12 protein-coding genes are annotated in these 19,483 nt (G+C 75.0%); 4 read left to right on the forward strand and 8 right to left on the reverse strand.

Translation table 11 applies throughout. The annotated features are described in order from the left end of the window. Positions 1–19 precede the first annotated feature (19 nt). A complete protein-coding gene (locus AB0G59_RS26515; RefSeq protein WP_079274010.1) occupies positions 20–226 on the forward strand; it encodes a DUF397 domain-containing protein in 207 nt (68 codons plus the stop codon). A 49-nt stretch (positions 227–275) separates the two neighbouring features. On the opposite strand, the gene AB0G59_RS26520 is transcribed toward AB0G59_RS26515, so the two are convergent. The 4 genes from AB0G59_RS26520 to eccB are packed head-to-tail and all read right to left on the reverse strand — an operon-like array spanning position 276 to position 6,105. Then, positions 276–1,742 carry a PQQ-binding-like beta-propeller repeat protein gene (locus AB0G59_RS26520; protein WP_360916450.1) on the reverse strand — a complete coding sequence of 489 codons (1,467 nt, stop codon included), beginning with the start codon at positions 1,740–1,742 and terminating at the stop codon, positions 276–278. A 47-nt stretch (positions 1,743–1,789) separates the two neighbouring features. After that, on the reverse strand, positions 1,790–3,232 hold the full coding sequence (locus tag AB0G59_RS26525) for a PQQ-binding-like beta-propeller repeat protein (protein ID WP_360916453.1): 1,443 nt from the start codon (positions 3,230–3,232) through the stop codon (positions 1,790–1,792). A gap of 26 nt (positions 3,233–3,258) precedes the next feature. Beyond that, a complete protein-coding gene (mycP, locus tag AB0G59_RS26530; protein WP_360916456.1) occupies positions 3,259–4,500 on the reverse strand; it encodes a type VII secretion-associated serine protease mycosin in 1,242 nt (413 codons plus the stop codon). Between the two features lie 12 nt (positions 4,501–4,512). After that, positions 4,513–6,105: a type VII secretion protein EccB gene (eccB, locus tag AB0G59_RS26535; protein ID WP_360916459.1), complete on the reverse strand. Its 1,593-nt coding sequence runs from the start codon at positions 6,103–6,105 to the stop codon at positions 4,513–4,515. Positions 6,106–6,300: 195 nt separating this feature from the next. Between eccB and eccE the strand changes: the two genes are divergently transcribed. From eccE to AB0G59_RS26550, 3 genes are all read left to right on the forward strand, one after another. After that, positions 6,301–7,587 carry a type VII secretion protein EccE gene (eccE, locus tag AB0G59_RS26540; RefSeq protein WP_360916462.1) on the forward strand — a complete coding sequence of 429 codons (1,287 nt, stop codon included), beginning with the start codon at positions 6,301–6,303 and terminating at the stop codon, positions 7,585–7,587. Next, on the forward strand, positions 7,587–8,462 hold the full coding sequence (locus AB0G59_RS26545) for a hypothetical protein (protein WP_360916465.1): 876 nt from the start codon (positions 7,587–7,589) through the stop codon (positions 8,460–8,462). The genes eccE and AB0G59_RS26545 overlap by 1 nt, the downstream gene beginning before the upstream one ends. A 282-nt stretch (positions 8,463–8,744) precedes the next feature. Continuing rightward, positions 8,745–11,717: an SCO5717 family growth-regulating ATPase gene (locus AB0G59_RS26550; protein WP_360916468.1), complete on the forward strand. Its 2,973-nt coding sequence runs from the start codon at positions 8,745–8,747 to the stop codon at positions 11,715–11,717. Between the two features lie 67 nt (positions 11,718–11,784). On the opposite strand, the gene AB0G59_RS26555 is transcribed toward AB0G59_RS26550, so the two are convergent. The 4 genes from AB0G59_RS26555 to rbfA all read right to left on the reverse strand — a co-directional run bounded on the left by AB0G59_RS26555 (position 11,785) and on the right by rbfA (position 19,476). Continuing rightward, entirely contained in the window at positions 11,785–12,750 is a 966-nt protein-coding gene (locus AB0G59_RS26555; protein WP_071963973.1) for a bifunctional riboflavin kinase/FAD synthetase, read from the reverse strand. A 52-nt stretch (positions 12,751–12,802) separates the two neighbouring features. Beyond that, positions 12,803–17,857 (reverse strand): hypothetical protein, encoded by a 5,055-nt coding sequence (locus AB0G59_RS26560; RefSeq protein WP_360916471.1) that lies wholly within the window; start codon positions 17,855–17,857, stop codon positions 12,803–12,805. A gap of 252 nt (positions 17,858–18,109) precedes the next feature. Then, entirely contained in the window at positions 18,110–19,015 is a 906-nt protein-coding gene (truB, locus tag AB0G59_RS26565) for a tRNA pseudouridine(55) synthase TruB (RefSeq protein WP_360916474.1), read from the reverse strand. Further along, positions 19,015–19,476 (reverse strand): 30S ribosome-binding factor RbfA, encoded by a 462-nt coding sequence (rbfA, locus tag AB0G59_RS26570; RefSeq protein WP_071963980.1) that lies wholly within the window; start codon positions 19,474–19,476, stop codon positions 19,015–19,017. Before rbfA ends, truB begins: the two co-directional genes overlap by 1 nt. Positions 19,477–19,483: the final 7 nt, after the last annotated feature.

Genomic DNA, 19,483 nt, shown 5'->3' on the forward strand with positions numbered 1-19,483 from the left:
GAAGGAAGCGCTCTACGCCATGGACATCTCGGGGGCGGAGTGGCACAGCGCCCCGGGTGACACCTCGGCGGAACGCGTGGAGATCGCGTATCTGGAGGGCGGGGCCGTGGGGATGCGCTCGTCCGCCGACCCGGACACGGTCCTGCGGTACACCAAGAGCGAGTGGGACGCGTTCGTACTGGGCGTGCGGGACGGCGAGTTCGACATCGAGGTCGAGGAAGCCTGAGGGGGACGGTCCGGAACGGGGGCGTGCGGTGTGCACGCCCCCGTGCGGTTCAGTCCTTCTTCGCCGGGGCGCTGATCGCGAAGATCATCCCTGCCTGGTCGTCCTCGAAGCCGCCGTCGTTGATGAGCAGGAGGCGGTCGTTCACCAGGCGGGGGAAGCCCTCGATCCTGTTCATCATCGCTTCGTTCTTGCGGTCGCGTTCGACGTCCGAGTGCTCCACCGTCCGGATGGCCTTGCCCGTCGACTTGTCGGCATAGGTCATCCGGCCGCGGCGGTCGGGGGTGGCGACGGTGTAGAGCGCGATCTGGCCGTTCTTCCCGGCCAGCGGCATGGTGTAGCGGTTCTCGTCGGCCTTGAAGGCCCAGCGCTCCTTGCCGGTGGCCAGGTCGTAGGCCATGGTGACGCCCTTGCCCGCCACGTAGAGGGTGTCCTTGTCCGTCATCACTCCGGTGCAGCCGGACATCCGGAGGGTGCAGGTCCCCACCTGCCAGCGGCTCTGGAAGGTGACACGGGTCTTCTCCTTGCCACTGTCCGGGTCCAGCACGACGAAGTCGTAGCCGTTGGGCCCGCTCTTGGAGGGGTGCTGCGAGAGGACCAGCGGATCGGTGGAGATGATGGAGAGGAAGCCGTCGTTGCGCGAGAGCGTCTGGTCCCACTTGGGCTTGTCCAGCTTGGTGGGGTCCAGCGAGCGCACCTTGATGTCGCGGGCGCCGTCGCAGTAGGTGAGGGAGATCAGCCGGGCGCCGCCCGCGCTGCCGACCCTGTCGCACTTGTCGCGCTTGGCCTCGGCGACGCGCTTGCCGTCCGAGAGGCGGCGGGTCTGCTCGCCCTGGGCCCAGGTCATGTAGACGTGGCCGTCGTACAGGGCGATCTCCGGGGGCGCCTTGTCCCACTTCTTGGGGTTGAGGGAATCGCCGGCTTCCTTCTCGTCGACGAGCAGCTCCTCCCAGGTGCGGTGCCCGTCGCGCAGGTCGAAGGCCATCAGGTGCGTGCAGACGTCGGCGTACTTGACGGAGATGACGGCGATGTTCCCCTCCGACTCCCGGGAGGCCGCGCAGAGCTCCTTGGTGAGGAGGAAGGACCACTTCTTCTTGCCGGTCCTGATGTCGTAGGCCGTCACCATGTCCGGTTCGGCCTTGACGACGAGGGAGTCGGTGAACCAGGTGCCCAGCGCCTCCTTCTGCCCCTTCTCGTCCGGCTTGGTGCGGGAGTCGGCCATCCAGACGACGGAACCGGCGGCGGAGCCCTGCGCGGTGCCGCCCGGCTTCTTCGGCCCGGACGGGTCGTCACCCGTGAACGACCACAGCGCCCAGCCGCCGGCTGCGAGCAGCAGCGCGAGCACCAGGCCGATGAGGGACGGCTTGCGCCACGCCGGCGGTCGCGGAGCGCCGCCCGCGCCCGCGGAGAAGGGCGACAGGGGTGCGGGCTGGACGGGCGGCTGTGCGGCGGGCGGCAAGGGGGCCGAGGGCCCCGACGGCGACTGGGGCGGATAGCCGTACTGAGGCGGTTGTGACACTGACATGACTCCTGGGTTCTCGTTGCTGGACTTCGTGGGGGGCCAGGTCAGTGGAAGACCATCATCATCGAGGGATCGGTCATGCCGTAGTTCGTGACCAGGTAGAGGCGGCCGTCACGGAAATAGACGTCTCCGCCGCGGGCCAGATTGGACTCGCGTTCCGCGGACTCCTGCGGCAGCTTCATGAAGACCTGCGCCTTGCCGTCCGCCGGGTCGACCGAGAGCAGCTTTCCGCTCTCCTCCCGCGTGGCCTCCTGGTACACCAGCAGACGTCCCTCGTGCATGGCGACGGGCCGGTGCGTCCGGTCGGCGCCGAAGTCGGAGGTCCAGCGCGGCTTGCCCGTGGTCAGGTCGATGGCGACGACGGTGTTGCCCGGGCCCTTGGGGTGGCTCGTCGGCAGGAAGAGCGTGTTGCCGTCGGCCACGGCCCTGCGGCACGTGTCGTACTGCCTCGGCTTGCAGTCGTCGAGGTCGTACGGTCCGGAGGAGACGGACACGAGGTGCTTGAGGCGGCCCTTGTCGTCCAGGACCACGATGTCCGACGCGTTGGTGTCGCTTTCCCGGGCGACCGTGAGGACCGCGGGATCGACGGACAGGACGTTCTGCACCTTGAGGCCGTCCAGGATCTTCCAGGTCCACTTCTCCACGCCCGTCTTCGGGTCCACGCTCATGGCGAAGAAGCGGTCGAAGATCTGGCACTGGGCGATCGTCAGCTGCTCGGAGCGGCCCACGACCGTGCCCTGCTCCGGGCATCCGAAGTCGAAGGGCTTGCGGCGCTCGCCGGTGCGGATGTCGAAGACGCGCGGCTCCAGCACCTCGGTGATGGTCACGGCGCCGTTGGAGAAGGAGATGTTGGCTGCCGCGTGGCTGTCCTTGCGTCCCTTGGAGTCCGTCAGCTCCTTGTTCCACAGGGCACGGCCGCGCTCCAGGTCCACGGCCATGGCCATGTTGCACTCGAACTCGCCCTTGCCGTAGACGACCACCGCGACGTCCCCCTCCGACCGCGGGGAGCTGGTGCAGCCGATTCCGGGGATGGGGAGGGTCCAGCGGGGCTTTCCGCTCTCGGGCTCGTAGGCCGTCACCGCGGTGCGCGTGGGCATCACGATGGCGCCCTTGGCGAACCACGGCCTGGCCATGCGGTCGGCCTTCTCCTTGTCCGCGTCCGGCACCGGCGCCATCCAGGCGAGCTTGGCGTCGACGGCCTGGACGGGGCCCTTCTTCTTCGGCGCGGGATCGTTTCCTCCCCGCCCCCACAGCAGCCAGCCGCCCGTGCCCGCGCCGGCCACCAGCAGCAGGCCGAGCCCGATGGCCAGGGCCTTGCGGCGCTTGCCGGGGCCGCGCTCCGGCAAGCCGTCGCCGGGGCCGCCCGGGGGCGGGCCGAAGACGGGCGCCGGGCCGAAGCCGGGCGGCGCCGTCTGCCGCTGGTCGAAGCGCGTGTCCCAGACCTGGGGCGGGCGCTGTGGGCCGTGTGGGGGTATTGGCTGGCTCATGGGTTCCTTCGTGCGGTGCCGCCGGCTCAGGGCAGGCGGCGGCGATTACGGTCTCGTACGACCACGGCCGAACCCGCGATCGCGGCGACCAGGGCGGCCGTGCCGCCCAGGGTGTACGTGGCCAGGCGCGTCTGTCGCTCCCGCGGCGTCTCCCCCTGGGGGAAGGCGGCGGGTCGGGGGGCGGCGACAGCGTGGGCCGGGCCCTGGGGGCTGGAGACGCGGTCCGGGGGGTGGTCGTCCTCGGTGAGCGCGCGGGCGGGATCGACGACGCCCCAGCCGATGTACCGGTCGCGGCCGTCGGAGGGACGCTCGGCGGTCTGCTCGATCTGGGCGACGACCTGGTGCTGCTTCCAGTCGGGGTGCTTGGCCCGGATGAGGGCGGCGACCCCGGCGACGTAGGGCGCGGCGAAGCTGGTGCCGTGGTCGACGCACTGGCCGCCGCCGGGGACGGTGGAGACCATGTCGACGCCGGGGGCGGCGACGCCGACGAAGTCGCCGGACTGGGAGAAGGGCGCCCGCTCGTTGTTGCGGTCGGAGGCGCCGACGGCGAGGACGCCGCGGTAGGCGGCCGGGTAGGTCGCCTTGGTCTTGCCGTCGGCGCCGTCGTTGCCGGCCGAGGCGACCACGACGACGTCCCGGGCGAGGGCGTCCTCCACGGCGCGCTCCAGGTCGGAGTCGGGGCGCAGCGGGGTGGTGGTGTCCTGGGAGATGTTGATGACGCGGGCCCCGGCGTCGACGGCCTGCTTGATGCCCACGGCGAGGGTGCGCGAGGTGCCGGCGCCCTTCTCGTCGTTCTGCCGGATCGGGATGACGACCGACTCCGGGGCGAGGCCCACGAATCCGCTCGTGGCGGCGGGTCGGGCGGCGATGATGCCGGCGACCTTGGTGCCGTGGCCGACGGGGTCGACGGTGGGGCCCTTGCCGGCGTCCTTGGCGTCGGAGAGCAGGTCGGTGCCGGCCTTGGCGTCGACGGCGTCCTTCAGCTGCGGGTTCTGGATGTCCACGCCGGTGTCGATGACGGCGACGCGGACGGGGCGGCCCTGGGCGTCCTTGCCCTTGGTGTCCTGCCAGAGCTGGTCGAGGAGGACGCGCTGGAGCGACCAGGGCGTGCCCTTGATGGGCTTGGCGGGGTAGGTGCACTCGCCGCTGCCGTCGAGGACCGGGTGGCCGGCGGCGGGGACGTCGGCGGTGCCGTCCGCCGCGGCGGCGGGGGCGCCCGCGGTGAGCGTCGTGAGGAGCGCTGCTGTCAGCATGGCTGTGGTTCGCATCCGGGCGTTCCCCTACGAACCCTGCGGCTGCTTGGCGCTGTTGGTGTCCAGCCGGGGTCCGGTCGGCAGGAACTGGGACCAGTTCGCGGGGACGGGGACGGGCTTGACGGCCTGGTAGCCGAGCCTGGCGCGGGCCTGGTCCGCCTCGCGGGTGGCGGCCGTGGCGGCCGGGTCCGAGGCGGTGTCCGGGGACGGGTCGGGCGAGGGGCCTTCGCCGATCTTCGACTTGGCGGTGGCGCTGTCGTTGTTGGACTGGACGGCGTAGCGCAGCCCGGTGTCGGTGACGAGGAACACGGCGCCGCTGTGCGTCTGGCGCCCGGTGACCTGGCGGTACAGCAGGCCGGAGCCGGGCGTGACGTAGGCGCTGGTGGCGCCGTCGGGGATGGTCGCGGGGTAGTCCTTGCCGGCCCATACGGCCAGGTCGGGGGTGCCGTCGTCGTCGAGTCCGCCGAAGAGGCTGCAGACGGTGTCGCTGGCGTCGCCGCCGGCCAGGGGGTCCGCGGAGTTGGCCTGGCGGGGCACCTGCGTGGGCCAGTGGTTGCGGCCGTAGAACTCGTCGGCGTCGGGGGTGAAGTCGGCGGCGCTGACCCGCTCGGGTGCGCCGGCCTGGCCGAGGGAGGTGAGGGTGCGGCTGCTGAGGAGGAGCTTGGCCACGAACTCCGAGACGCGGGCGACCTTTCCGGGCAGCACGACGTAGTGCTGGGTGGTGGTGCCGGTGGGGGCCTGGAGGATCATGCCGACGCGGTTGGCCTTGGCGCTGAGCGTGGAGATGCCCGCCGGGGCGCCGACGCTGCCCTTGATCTCGGGGAAGGTGATGGGGGCGCCTTCGTTGAAGGTGCCGAGCCATTCCTTGGTGACCCGCTGCGGCTGGGCGCCGTCGTGGAAGAGGGCGCGCAGCAGGAGGTTGCGGTCGGCGCTGTCCTGGGTGCGCCAGTCGGGGCCGCCGAGGAGGTAGCGGTTGCCCTTGGGGTCGATGAGGTAGCGGGCGTCGTCGGGTCCCTGGACGTACAGGGCCTGGCCGCCGCGCAGGCGTTGGGAGCCGGTGAGCCGCTTGGCCTTGGGATCTCCCGCCGAGAAAAGGAAAACCGCCTTTTGCGTGGTTTTACCGTTGCCGCCCGGTTGTTGGCAGACTGCCCATTGCTTCTCTTTGCCCGCCTGGGCGGCGGTGGGCATTCGGTCCGGTGCGTACGGAATGCCGAGAGTGGGGCCGCGCGGAATATGGCCGTTGTCGAGCTCGGATTCCCGGACCTTGATCACTTTTCCCTTGCCGGGGGCGAGAAGGAGCCTGGCGGAAGCGAGATTGAGGACGGGGTGCAGCTGCTTGCGACCGTCCGTCGTGAGCACCACGTAGCGGGTGGTGGAGTCGCTGCCGACGATGACGTGCGCCTCCGCGTCGTCCCACCCCTTGGGGGCCACGGGCTTGAACACGCCCCACGCGCCGAACCCGGCCACGAGCAGCGCCCCGACGACGATTCCGGGAAGGACCGTGCGCAGCGGCCGCGGCGCACCCTCTTCCGAACCACTGGGCGAGGGCTGCAGAAAGGCGGCAACTGTCCGTTTCTTCGCGAAAGTGTAGGCGTTGAGTTCATCCCGCCGTGATGCCATGTCGAGCCGTTTCTCCCCCGTTTTCGCTGCGGCCTCGCCTCGGTCGACCGGAGCCGCCCTATCGGGCCCGGTGTCATACCGAGCCTCTACTATGCCCGTAGGTGATCGGCACGTGGCGCCGGGGGACGGTACCGGACGGGGCGTCGGCCGATTCCCGAGTGTGCATTCCGGGATATTTGAGGGGGCTTGACGGTCATGGCTGCCGCGACGCGCGTACGGGCCTCGAACGGCCCGGGGGCCGGTGCGGACGTGGTCGTCCCCCGGTCCGCTCCGGGACGGGGCGCGCTGGGGCCGGTGCGGCTGCAGCAGCTCGTGCTGGTCGAGGTGGCGGCGGCCGCGGTGCTCGCCGGCTGGGTCGCCGGGGGGCTTCTCCTCGCTCCCGCGGTGGCGTTGGCGGTGCTGCTGCTCCTGCTCGCCCTCCTGCGCCGGGGAAGCCGGCCGATCACGGAGTGGCTGACGGCCGCGGCGGCGCTGCGACGGCGCCTCCGCCGGGCCGCCGCCGAACCGGTGCCCCCGGGCACCGATCCGCGCCTGGCGCCCGTCGTGGAGTGCGAACCGGCGCTGCGCACCGATTCCTTCACCGACCGCGAGCGGCGCTCGGTGGGGTTCGTCGGCGACGGCACCTTCCTGACGGCCGTGCTGCGCCTGGACGCCGTGGACCGGCCGTTGCGGGCGAACCGGCTGGACAAGGCCCTGCCGCTGGCCCTGTTGCGGGACGCGATGGACGTCGACGGCATCGCGCTGGAGTCGGTGCAGGTGGTGCAGTCCACCCTCCCGGCGCCCGCGCCGCATCTTCCCGGCCAGGCGCTGGCCGCCCGCAATTACGCCCCGCTGCAGGCCCTTACGGGCTCTCCCGCCGTCCGGCAGACGTGGGTGGCGCTCAAGTTCGACCCCGAGCTGTGCCCGGACGCCGTCGAGGCGCGGGGCGGCGGCACCGAGGGCGCGCAGCGGTGCGTCCTGCGGGCCGCCGACCAGCTGGCGAGCCGGCTGCGGGGGGCGGGGTTCGCGGCGACGCTGCTGTCGCAGGAGGAGCTGACGGCCGCGCTGGCCATGGCCGCCGACGTCAACCCCGCCGCGACGACCCAGGCCGGCCGTTCGGGCACGCCCGCGCGGCGCACGGTGGAGAGCTCCCGCACCTGGCGGTGCGACGACCGGTGGCACACCACGTACTGGGTGAGCCGCTGGCCCCGGCTGGGTACGGGCGGCACCGCCCTGCCGCAGCTGGCCGCGCTGCTCACCTCGCTGCCCGCACTGTCCACGACACTGAGCCTCACGCTCGGCCGCGGCCGGATGCTGGACGGACGGCATGCGGCGACGATGACTGGACATGTACGGATATGCGGGCGCAGTGCGGATGAATTGGGTACGTTCCGGCGCGAGTTGGAACGGGCCGCGCGGGCGGTGAAGGTCGGCCTGGTCCGGCTGGACCACGAGCAGGTGCCCGGCGTCCTGGCCACGCTGCCTCTGGGAGGGACCCGTTGATGAGTACGCCCGCTACGACGCCGGCGCCGGGTGGGCGGGGGGCGCCGACGATCTCGCCGCAGGCTGCGGCACCGATGCCGGGGCATGTGCCGGGGGGCGCGCCGGCCGGTGTTCCGGACGGGGCGGGGCAGGCGCCGGGTTCCGCGGGTGACGGTTCCGCGGGCGCGGCCCGGCGGCCGCGGTTCGGCTTCGGGCTGATCGGGCCGCGACGCGGGCGGCACGAGGTGACGCCCGAGCAGCTCGAGGCGCTGGCGCTGCCCGTCGGGGACGACGGCGTCGTCATCGGCACCGACGCGCAGGGCGCACCGGCCGTGCTCGGGCTGGGCCGTCCCACGGCGTTCGACGTCGTCCTGGTCGGCGGCGCCTGGACGGCGCAGGTCATCGCGCTGCGCACGGTCGGCACGGGCGCGCGGGTCGCGGTCGAGACCGGCCGGCGTCAGCTGTGGACCTCCCTCGCCCAGTCGGCCGACACCGGGCAGCACTCCATCACCCTGCACGACGTCGGCCGGATGCCGCCGCAGGGACCGTCGGTGCACAGCCCCGTGCTCCTCGTCCGCGACTGCGGGGCACGCCCCCCGCGCGGGCGGGTCGGCGCGGCGCCCTGGCAGTCGGTCCTGACCCTGCTCCCGTACCCCAGCCCCATGACGCCGCGTCTGATGGACCGGGCGGACCTCGTGGGCGTCCAGCGGGTCGCCCCGGACGAGGCACGGCAGATCGGGCGGGCGATGAACCTGCCGCCCGACGACGTCGAAGCGCTGTCGACCCTGCCGGACGGCGTCACGCTGTGGTGCACCCGTTCGGCACGGACGTACGTCACCACGCAGCCGACCGAACCGGAAGCCGGACTCCTGGGTGCGGCCCGGCGCATGGAGTGACAACACCTGGGCAGCGGAGGGGGAGAGCGCGGTCACGGTGTCGTGGGAGCGGCGCGGGGAAGCCTTGTTCCACAGGGGGCGACGGGTGGGGCGGGGCGGGCCTGCCGCAGCGATGCGGATGACGATTAGTCTGTATGAACGTACGCACGGGAGAACCCGATGCCGGTCCTGTCGCGTGACAGATCACGCGACAGCGGGGAAACCCGGGCGATCGGGGCGTCAAAAACGGTCGGCCCCACCAGATGAGTCCAAGGGCGCCGGACCACACCAGCAGGAGGCATTGTGAGCAGCGATCGGGACGAGATCCGCGCGGCCGGGAAGACAGCCGGCGAGGACCGGTCCGACACCGCGCACGCACAGGACCACGAGCACGAGCCCGAGCACACGGGTGAGTTCACGATCGATTACACGCCGCCGGCGTGGTACACGCAGAGCACGCCTTCGGCCGGCGGGGCGGCGCCCGCGCCCGTCACGCCTCCGCCGCCGTCGGGCGAGCCGCTGTCGGCCGCTCCGGCACCGGCGGCTCCGGCACCGGCGGTTGTGCCCGCTCCGTCCGTCGCGCCCGTTTCGGCCGAGGACGAGGTGAAGAGCCCCGACCCGATGCTGCCCTCCTTCGCGACGGCGCCGGAGGCTTCCGGCGAAGGCGGTTCCGGGTCGGCTCCGGCCGCGCCGGAGCCCGCGGAGGCGTGGAGCCCGCCGTCGGCGCCCCAGGTCTCCCTGCCGCCGCTTCCGCCGAACTTCCCGCCGGCCGCGCCCGCCGCCTGGCCGCCGGCGCCGCAGACCCACGGCCTTCCGCACCCCGAGGCGACGGCCGACGCTCCCGCGTCCGAGGGCGGTGACGACTACCCGGCCCCGGGTGCCGTGGCGGCGGAGCCGCAGGACGAGGGCCGCGCTCCCGGGGCGGCCGATGCCGCCGAGGCGTCCGGCGATGCCGCGACGCCGGTCGCCGCGCCCGCCGGCGGGGACGCCCCGCAGGATGACGACCACTACCTCGCGCGCCCGGACGCGCAGGAGAAGCCCGGCGACGAAAGCCCCGCCGCGGTCACGGCCGCGCCGGAAGGCGACGCCCCCGCGCCCGCGCCCGTCGCGGAGCCGGCACCCGCCGCCGCGCCCGCCCCGCAGGGCGGCTACGGCTACCCGGGCCTGGCCGACACCGCCACGCCCCCGGCCCCGCCGGCCCCGCCCGCCGCGCCCCAGGGCGGCTACGGCTACCCGAGCCCCGCCACGCCCGCCCCCGCCCCCGCGCCGCAGGACGGCTACGGCTTCCCGCGCCCGGACGGTTCCGGCGCGCCCGCATCCGCACCCGCGCCCGCCACGCCGGCTCCCTCTCCGCAGGACGGCTACGGCTACCCCCGCCCCGACGCGACCGCGCCCGCCCCTCAGGACGGCTACGGTTACCCGCGCCCGGACGGTTCCGGCGCGCCCGCACCCGCACCCGCACCCGCGCCCGCCACGCCGGCTCCCTCTCCGCAGGACGGCTACGGCTACCCCCGCCCCGACGGTTCCGGCGCACCCGCACCCACGCCCGCCCCCGCCCCGCAAGACGGCTACGGCACCCCGCACCCGCCGGCCGCCGACGCACCCGGCGCACCCGCCACGTCGGCCCCGTCGGCCCCGAACGCCATGGCGCCGCAGGGCGGTTACGGCTTCCCGCAGCCCGGCGCCGTACCGCCCGCCGCTCCCATGGGCTCGCCGGAAGCGGCCTTCGGCCACCCCGCACCGGGCGCGGCCGTCCCTCCCGCGTACCCCGGCATGCCCACCGCCCCCGCCCCGCACGGTGGTTACGGTTTCCCGGCACCCGGCGCACAGGAGGCCGGCGCGATGCCCCCGGCCGCGGCCCCCGGGCAGCCGATGCCCGGTCAGCAGCCCCTGCCCGGCGGCCCGGACGCCGGCGCCCCCGGCCCGTACGCCCCGCAGCCCGGCATGCCCTTCCCCGGTCAGGACGGCGCTCCGCAGGGGCCCCAGGCCCGGCAGGCGCCCCCCGGGGCCCTCCCGCCGGCCATGGGCCCCGGGGCGGACTCGGCGCACCCGGGTGCAGTGCCCGGCGACCCGAACGCTCAGCCCGGCCCGTACGCCCCCTACCCGGGCGCGGCCCCGGGCGGCGCTCCGGTCGACCCCCGCGCGGGCGGCTGGCCGAGCGTGACGCCCGAGCAGCGGCAGCGGTCCGTGCACGGGGCTCCGCTCGGGTTCACGGCCGCGGTCGAGCTGTCCTCGGAGCGGCTGCTCAAGGGCAAGCCCAAGCCGAAGAAGCAGAGCCCCGCGGGCCGGTTCAAGTTCGGCGGCAAGAAGGAGGAGGCCGAGCGGCAGCGCAAGCTGGAGCTGATCCGCACACCGGTGCTCTCCTGCTACCGCATCGCGGTCATCTCCCTCAAGGGCGGCGTCGGCAAGACGACGACCACCACCGCCCTGGGCTCGACGCTCGCCACCGAGCGCCAGGACAAGATCCTCGCGATCGACGCCAACCCCGACGCCGGCACCCTCGGCCGCCGCGTACGACGCGAGACGGGCGCGACCATCCGCGACCTCGTGCAGGCGATCCCGCACCTCAACAGCTACATGGACATCCGCCGCTACACCTCGCAGGCGCCCTCCGGGCTGGAGATCATCGCCAACGACGTCGACCCGGCGGTCTCCACGACGTTCAACGACGAGGACTACCGGCGCGCCATAGACGTGCTGGGCAAGCAGTACCCGATCATCCTCACCGACTCGGGCACCGGACTCCTCTACAGCGCGATGCGCGGCGTCCTGGACCTCGCCGACCAGCTGATCATCATCTCCACGCCGTCCGTGGACGGCGCGAGCAGCGCCAGCACCACGCTCGACTGGCTGGCCGCGCACGGCTACGGCGAGCTGGTCTCGCGCAGCATCACGGTCATCTCGGGCGTCCGTGAGACCGGCAAGATGATCAAGGTCGAGGACATCGTGTCGCACTTCGAGACGCGCTGCCGCGGCGTCGTCGTGGTGCCGTTCGACGAGCACCTGGCGACCGGCGCCGAGGTCGACCTCGAGATGATGCGGCCCAAGACCCGCGAGGCGTACTTCCACCTGTCCGCCATGGTGGCCGAGGACTTCGTCCGGGCCCAGCAGCAGCAGGGGCTCTACGCGGCGCCGCACCAGGCGCCCCCGGTGCCCGGCGGTTACGCGCCCGCCCCCGAGGCGCCGTACAACCCCTACGGCGTCGCCCAGCAGCAGGCCCAGCACCAGCCGTACCCGCCGCAGGACGGCGGCTGGTCGATGCCTCCGCAGCAGTAGGCAGGCACGAACGGCGAAGGGCCCCGGGCGCGACGTACGCGCCCGGGGCCCTTCGCCGTGATGATCGTCAGCCGGCGACGACGGCGGCCTCGTGCGCCGCCACCAGCTCCCGTGCCCGCTTCACGTCGTCCGCCATGCACGCCAGCAGCGCCTCGATGGACTCGAACTTCTCCATCCCGCGCAGGTACGCCAGGAAGTCCACGGCCGCGTGCAACCCGTACAGCTCGAGGCCGACGCGGTCGATGGCGTACGCCTCCACCGTCCGCTCGGTCGCGTCGAACTGCACGTTCGTGCCGACCGAGATCGCCGCCGGCATCGCCTCGCCGCCGACGGTCAGCCAGCCCGCGTAGACGCCGTCCGCCGGGATCGCGGTGTGCGGCAGCGTCTCCACGTTGGCGGTGGGGAAGCCCAGTTCACGGCCGCGCTGCGCGCCGCGCACCACGATGCCCTCGACGCGGTGCGGGCGGCCGAGGACCTCCATCGCGCCCGCCATGTCGCCCTCGGCGACCAGGCGCCGGGTCAGGGTGGACGAGAACGGCAGCCCGCCGCCGGCCTCACCGGTCACATACAGGTCGATGACCTCGACGCCGTAGTCGTACGTGGCGCCGAGCTCCCGCAGGAAGTCGACGGTGCCCGCGGCGCGGTGGCCGAAGCGGAAGTTGGGGCCCTCGACGACGAGCTTGGCGTGCAGCTTGTCGACCAGGACCTTCACCACGAAGTCGGCGGGCGAGAGCTTGGAGAACTCCGCCGTGAACGGCAGGATCAGCAGCGCGTCCACGCCCAGCTCCGCCATCAGCTCCGCGCGCCGGTGGTGCGGCGCCAGCAGCGGCGGGTGGCTGCCGGGGCGGACGACCTCGCTGGGGTGCGGGTCGAAGGTCACCACGACCGCGGGGACGCCGAGCTCACGGGCCCGGTCCACGGCGCGGCCGATGATCAGTTGATGCCCGCGGTGCACGCCGTCGTACGAGCCGATGGTGACGACGCTGCGCCCCCAGTCCTGGGGGATGTCCTCCAAGCCACGCCAGCGCTGCACTGTGCCCGCTCCTCGCCCGAACCCGAACCTTTGTCTGTCTGATGACGCAGGACTAAGAGTGCCATGCCGGTTGGCGGCGTCCCGCATCGGCCGGTGCACCGGCTGCCAGGTCGGCCGGGTCCGCGGGGTCCGTTCCGTCCCCCTCGCCCCGCGCGCCCCCCTTCTCCCGCCCGGCGGTCAGCCTGATCCGAGCGCTCGGACCCACCACCACGGCCCACTGGGCGGGCGCCGACTTCAGCCACCCGCGGACCTGGGCGCCGAAGACCGGGACCTCGCGGGCGAGCTGGGTCAGCCGCCGGTCGAAGCACGCGGCGCCCTCCGTGGTGCGGGCCATCAGCAGGCCGGTGCGGTGGACGAGGTCGCGGGTGCGGCCCTCGGAGCGCTCCGCGGCGCCCGCCGCCACGGCCCGCAGCAGCGCGTCGAGGACCGTGACCTCACGCTCGTAGGGCCCGTACTCCTCCCGCTCCATCAGCACCTCCAGCAGCTCCTGGCGCAAGGGGCGCGACAGCGGCGTGCCGGGGTCGGCCAGTACGGGCGCCAGGGCGCGGCGGACCTGGGCGGGGCAGGTGCGCAGCAGGTCCACCACGAGGGGGAAGAGCACGGCCCGGGCGGCGGGGCCGTGCTCCAGGCGCCGGTCGACGAAGGCGGCGGCGTTCTCGGCGCCCTCGGGGCGGTGCTCGACGTGCTCGCGCACGAGCGTGGCGATGCGGCGGGCGAGGGTGGCGGGCGCGGAGACCTCGGCGAGGGTGCGCAGGACGGCCGCGGGCCGCTCCCCCGGCTCGTACAGCCGGGCCTGGAAGGCGCCGAGCACGAGGTCGGGGTGCGTGGTCAGGGCGGGCGCCAGCACGCCGGGCGGCAGGTGCGCGTCGCCCGCCGCGAAGCGCGCGAGCGCCTGCGGGAGGTGCTTGGCGCGGGTGTCGTGGTCGCGTACGAGGAGGGCGAGCGCGGTGCCGTGCAGGGCGCCCTCGGCGGGGCGGGCGAGGAGGGCGAGGGCGGAGAAGCGCAGCAGTTCGCGGTCGGCGTCCGTGGTGACGTGCGGTGCCGTCAGCAGCCCGTACGCGGCGGCGGCCACGTGGCGCTCGACGCGCTCGTCGTGGGCCCAGCGGTCCACGGCCCGGCAGAGCGCGGAGGGCTCGTCCTCGGCGAGGGCCGTCAGCAGCTCGTCGGCCCGGGGGTGGCCGGCCTCGACGAGCGCCTCGGCGAGGTCGTCGATGGCCCGCCGGCGGTGGGTGTGCAGCAGGGCCTGGGCGACCGTGGCGACCGTGGGCCGCACCCTGCCGCCGACCGGGACGGTCTGCAGGGCCCGCTCGTCCGTGAACCAGCGGCACAGCAGGGGCTGTGCGGCACAGGGGTGCTCGGCCATGATCGCGGCGACGGCGGTCAGGAAGCGGTCCGTGGCCGACGGCACGGACGGCGAGCCGGCGTCGGCGCCCCCCTTGCGCCCCCGCCCCGTCGTGGCCCCGCGCCCCCGCCGCCACGAGCCCCCCTCCGCGCGCCGGTCCCCACCGCCCCCGGCTCCCGCCGCGTGAGCCGCCCCCACCGGCCGGGCACCGGCACCACCGGCGGAGCCCACGTCCCCGGCCCGGCCGACGCCTTCCTCCCCGGCGAAGCCCCCCGGCCGCCCGAGGCGCTCGGCACCGGCACCGCCGGCCGCGCCCCCTACCCGGCCGACGCCATCGGCACCCTCCGCCCCGGTACGGCCCTCAGCCTGCCCGGAAGCACCGACCGCGCCCGCATCCTCCGACCAGCCGGAATCCGAACGTTCCGCCCCGGCACGAGTCCCCGCCGCGGCAGAGTCCCCGGCCCGGCCGGCGCCATCGGCACCCTCAGCCCCGGCACGGCCCTCCGGCTGCCCGACACCACCGGCCGCACCCGCATCCCCCGACCAGTCGGAATCCCAGCGTTCCGCCCCGGCACGAGCCCCCGCCGCAGCGGAGTCCCCCGCCCGGCCGACGCCATCGGCACCCTCAGCCCCGGCACCACCCTCTGACCGCCCGACACCACCGGCCGCACCCGCACCCTCCGACCAGCCGGAATCCGAGCGTTCCGCCCCGGCACGAGTCCCCGCCGCAGCGGAGTCCCCGGCCCGGCCGGCGGCCGGGCGTCCGGCCGCCTCGCCGTCCGCCGCCCCGGCAGGACCGCCCGCCCGCACGGACCCCTCCGCCGGCCCGGCAACCGAGCCGCCGTCCACCGAGCCGTCACCGCGCGGCACCGCGGCCCCCCGGCATTCGTCCTCGGCACCCCGCGACTGCCCGGGCACCCACGCCCTCCCGGTGCCCCCGGTGTCCCCGGGCACCCACGGCGCACGGGTCCCACGCGCCCCCTCGTGCCCGTCCGCACCGCCCCCGGCGCGCGAGCCCCCGTCCGCCCCTCGCGCCTGCCCGGGCACCCGGCGGCCGCCACGGGCCCCCTCCGCCCAGCCCGGGACGGTTCCCGCGCCCGGGGTTTCCGCCCGGCCCGGGACGCGTGCTCCGGCTGTGTCCTCCGGGGAGGCGGCGTCGTGGGCCTCGGCCACGTCGTCGGGGACGGCTTCGGGGCCTCCCCCGGCTCGGCCGTGGTGTTCCGGGGCCATGGGCTCGTCCTGGGCCGGGCCCGCTTCCAGGGCCGCGGTGGCGGCCTCCTGGGCCGCGCCCGGGGGCGGGCCGTCGGCGGGGATCAGGATGCGCAGGAGTTCCAGGCGCTCGGCGAGGCCGAGCGGCAGGCGGAGCCAGAACCAGGGGCCGAACTCGGCGAGGCCGCCCAGCGTGCGCCAGGCCGCGCTGTCGAAGCCTCCGATGGCGACGGAGCGGGCGGTGACGCGCTCGGCGAGCAGGCGCAGCACGCCCATGTAGGGCGTGGCGTCGGGGACGCGCAGCAGCGCCTCGCCGAGCAGGTGCGCGGCCCACCAGGACGGGTCGCTGGTCCGGCGGCTGCCGCCGGCCTCCTTGGCCTCGGCGGCCGCCGCGCGCTGCGAGAGCGTCTCGACGGCGTGGACGAGGGCGCTGAGGCGACGGGAGAGCTCGGTGGGCCCGGAGCGCCGGGCGAGCAGGAGCAGGGCCTGCAGGACGGGTCCGATGCGGTGGCGCGGCACCGGCAGGGGCCGGGGCGGTTCCTGCGGGGCCGTGCCGCCGCGCTTGCGGCGGCGGGCGGCTCCCCGGGCGCTGCCGGAGCCGGGCGGCGGCGGTACGTGGCCCTCGGCCGCGGGCATGGGCCCGCCGCCCGCGCGGGACGGCAGCCGGACGGCGGCCTCGGCGGGCGGCCCCTCCGGTTCGTACCAGCGGTGGACCAGCGCCTGCAGCGCGGCGTCGAGGTCGAGGTGGGTGCCCTGCAGCCAGTCGGCGAACTCCTCGTGCGCGAAGCGGTAGCCGGAGCCGGCGGGTACGAGCAGTCCCTCGGTGAGCACGGCGGAGGCCCAGCCCGTGCGCCAGGGGAAGAGCTCCTCGAAGGCCTCGCGCTCCAGCTCGCCCTGGCCGGGCCCCAGGCAGCGGCGGGCGGCCTCGTGCACCTGTCCGGCCACGCGGGCGGCGAGCCGCCGTACGGCCGGGCCGCGCAGGGGCGGCCGACGGGAGGCGGCCAGGCGTACGGCGATGCGCAGGCAGACCAGGTCCAGGTAGGCGGCGAAGACGTCCCAGCGGCCGGGGGCCGCCTCGCCGGTGCCGCCGATGCCCTCGGTGCCGTCCGGGAGCGCGGCCCGGACCTCGGCGAGCAGCCGGAGGGCGAGCGGATGGGCGGCGTCCGCCGGGTCGATCGCCTCGGGGGCGATGCCGTAGGACGCCCGGACCTCGGCCGCCTGGCCGGGGGTGAGGCCGGGCAGCCGGGAGCAGGGCGGCAGGGCGCGCCGCCCGGGCGCCGGGGGCGGCGCGCAGGGGCCGCCGGGGGTGTGGAGGACCTCGGGCGGGAAGAGGGCGCCGGCGCTCTCCCAGTGCTCCGGGCGGCAGGCGACGATCAGGCGGGCGGAGGTGTCCCGCAGCCACCGCGTGCTCGCGGCGGTCCACTCGGGCAGGCCGTGGGCGAGGACGGGCGGCATCTCCTCGGGCCCGTCCAGGAGCACGAGCAGGGGGCGGCCCATGCGGCGGGCCAGCTCCGCGACGCCCTCGGGGGTGGCGGCCGAAGTCTCGCCGATGGTGCCGGCGGGGCCCGCCGAGGCGGTCACGATGCGCCCGGCGGCCGCCAGGGCCCGCGCGACGGCGTCCCGTACGCTCTCGTCGCCCACCTGCAGGTCGGCGCCGCGCAGCCAGAGGGTGGGCGCGGGCTCGGCGCCGCGTGCCCGCCGTGCGGCCAGGGCGCCCAGCTCGGTGGTGCGGCCGGTGCCGGGGTCGCCGACCAGGCCGAGGACGCAGGTCCTGGTGCCCGGGGCGTCCGGCTCCACGTCGAGGAAGCGGGCGAATTCCCGCTCGGTCTCCGGACGCTCGACGGGCTCGCGCCATACGCGCGGTGTGACGACCGAGCCGAGGGCGGTGGCCGTGAGCTGCAGGGCGCCCGCGAGGTTGAGGTCGGGGCCGAAGGCCGGGACGGTGGCGGAGTTGCGGTCCAGGAGGGCGGCCAGCGGCCCGTCGGGGGCGGTCGCGGCGGCGGCGCGCAGGGGGATCGCGAAGCCGGCGGCCCTGCGGTCGGCCTGCAGCGCGGTACCGACGACGGCGACGACCGCCCCGGTGCGGGCGTCGAAGACGGGCCCGCCCGTGGCCTCGTCGCCCAGCCGGAGCCCGGCGCGCTCGGACAGCGACAGCTCCAGGGCGGCGCCCAGCAGGTGGAAGCGGTCGGTGGCGGTGTAGGTGACGGGGACGTCGCCGACGATGCGGGCGGTGTGCCAGCGGCCGGTGCGCAGCCGGACCTCCTGGCCGCCCTCGAAGCGCACGGCCGCGGCGACGGGCAGCGGGGGGACGCAGAGCCCTTCGGTACGGACCAGGGCGAGGTCGAACTCGGGCAGCGGCGTCACGCTCTCGGCGCCGACGACGCAGGTCAGCTCGCCGGCCGCGTGCAGGACGAGGCGGGCCAGGCCGTCGACCGCCTCATGGCTGGTGATCAGGGTGCCGCGGTCGTCGGCGAGGAATCCCGTGCCCCGCGCGCGCCCCGCGAGGTCGCGGATGCGCACCAGCGACTCTTCCGCGTCGGCCCGCCGACCGTTCATCTCGTCGAACCTCCCCGCCGTGCTCGTACACACGACGGTAGGCAGCGGATGATCGGCGAAACCAGGTCCCACCCTGAACGCGCCCCCTTCCACCCCCCTGGTTCACTCCGAGCGCCTGCCCGTTGGGGTGAATCACCCGTCCCGGATGGATAGAGACCAGTGGGAGGGGGATCGTGGGGCGGGGAACGCGTGGAATGACGCGCTCCCCGCCCCACGGTGGGAAAGCCCCGCGACGGCCTGCCGGCCGGTCGGCTAGGCGAAGACGGCCAGGCTCTTGGCCTTGCCGCCCTGGTTCTCCACGAGCACCAGGAAGCGGCCGTCGGGTCCGAAGACCGCGAGGGGGCCGGTGGTCTCGAACAGCGGCACCTTGATCCGGACGCCGTTGCCGAGCAGCCGGGCCTGCTCCTCGTTCACGTCCCAGCGCTGGAACGCGGCGGCGGCCGCCTCGGCGACGGGCATCACGGTCAGCTCCTCCTGGAGCTGGTCCAGGGTGCGGGCGTCGCCGATGCCGTACGGGCCGACGCGGGTGCGCCGCAGGGCCGTCAGATGGCCGCCGACGCCCGTGTCCGCGCCCAGGTCGCGGGCGAGGGCGCGCACGTACGTGCCGGACGAGCAGACGACGGAGACCAGCAGGTCCTGCACCGGGGTGCCGTCCGCCGCCTCGGCGGGGATCACGGCGTGCACGGTGAAGGAGGAGACCGTCACCGGCCGGGCGGGGATCTCGAAGTCCTCGCCCTCGCGCGCCCGCTTGTAGGAGCGCACGCCGTTTATCTTGATCGCGCTGACCTTGGAGGGCACCTGCATGATGGCGCCCGTCAGCTTGGCCACCCCGGCGTCGATCGCCTCGCGGGTGACCCCGGAGGCGTCCGCGGACGAGGTGATCTCGCCCTCGGCGTCGTCGGTCACCGTGTTCTGGCCGAGCCGGATGGTCGCCACGTACTCCTTCTCGGTCAGCGCGAGGTGACCGAGGAGCTTGGTGGCGCGCTCGACGCCGAGGACGAGCACACCGGTCGCCATCGGGTCGAGCGTCCCCGCGTGGCCGACGCGCCGGGTGCGGGCGATGCCCCGCATCTTGGCGACGACGTCGTGCGAGGTGAAGCCGGCGGGCTTGTCGACGATGACCAGCCCGTCCGGGGTGGTCGGTGCCTTGTGCTTCATCAGGCTCCGGCGCCCTTTTCGTCGGCCGCCTCGTCGTCCTCGCCCGGCTTGCGGTACGGGTCCGCCTCGCCGGCGTACGTGGCGCCCGAGGACGCCTCGCGCACCTGGGCGTCCGAGGCCCGCGCCCGGTCGAGGAGGTCCTCGATGGTCCGGGCGTTCTCCGGCAGGGCGTCCGCGACGAACGTCAGCGTCGGGGTGAACTTGGTGCCCGCGGCGCGGCCGACCTCGGAGCGCAGGATGCCCTTGGCGCTCTCCAGCCCGGCGGCGGCGCTGGCCCGGTCCTCGTCGTCGCCGTAGACCGTGTAGAAGACCGTGGCCTCCCGCAGGTCGCCGGTCACGCGGGTGTCCGTGATCGTCACGTGAGAGCCGAGCCGCGGGTCCTTGATTCCGCGCTGCAGCTTCTGTGCGATCACCTCGCGGATGAGGTCCGCCAGCCTCTTCGCACGCGCGTTGTCGGCCACTGGTCCG

The organism is Streptomyces sp. NPDC021096 (genome assembly GCF_040641275.1).
GTDB lineage: Bacteria > Actinomycetota > Actinomycetes > Streptomycetales > Streptomycetaceae > Streptomyces.